This window comes from Virgibacillus sp. 7505, assembly GCF_002272135.1.
Classification (GTDB): domain Bacteria; phylum Bacillota; class Bacilli; order Bacillales; family Amphibacillaceae; genus Terribacillus.
This window is the reverse complement of sequence record NZ_NPBF01000082.1, coordinates 1-373: the sequence shown is the minus strand read 5'-3', so window position 1 is coordinate 373 and position 373 is coordinate 1. Positions and strand designations below refer to the sequence as shown.

The 373-nt window shown below is 51.5% G+C and carries 1 rRNA gene; it reads right to left on the bottom strand.

Annotated features, from left to right (window positions below):
- Positions 1 to 373 (bottom strand): 23S ribosomal RNA (locus CHH91_RS18010); the annotation flags it as partial.

The window sequence follows — 373 nt, the reverse complement described above, 5'->3', positions numbered from 1 at the left end:
TTTGCAGAGACCTGTGTTTTTGCTAAACAGTCGCTTGGGCCTTTTCACTGCGGCTTCTCCTTAAAAGAAGCACCCCTTCTCCCGAAGTTACGGGGTCATTTTGCCGAGTTCCTTAACGAGAGTTCTCCCGATCATCTTCGGTTACTCACCGTGCCTACCTGTGTCGGTTTGCGGTACGGGCACCTATTTCCTCACTAGAGGCTTTTCTTGGCAGTGTGAAATCAGGAACTTCGGTACTAAATTTCCCTCCCCATAACCGCCTGGAATAATGTTGAGTGGATTTGCCTGCTCAACTTCCTCACGGCTTGGACGCGCATAACCAGCAGCGCGCTTTCCCTATCCTCCTGCGTCCCCCCATCGTTCAAGCGGATTT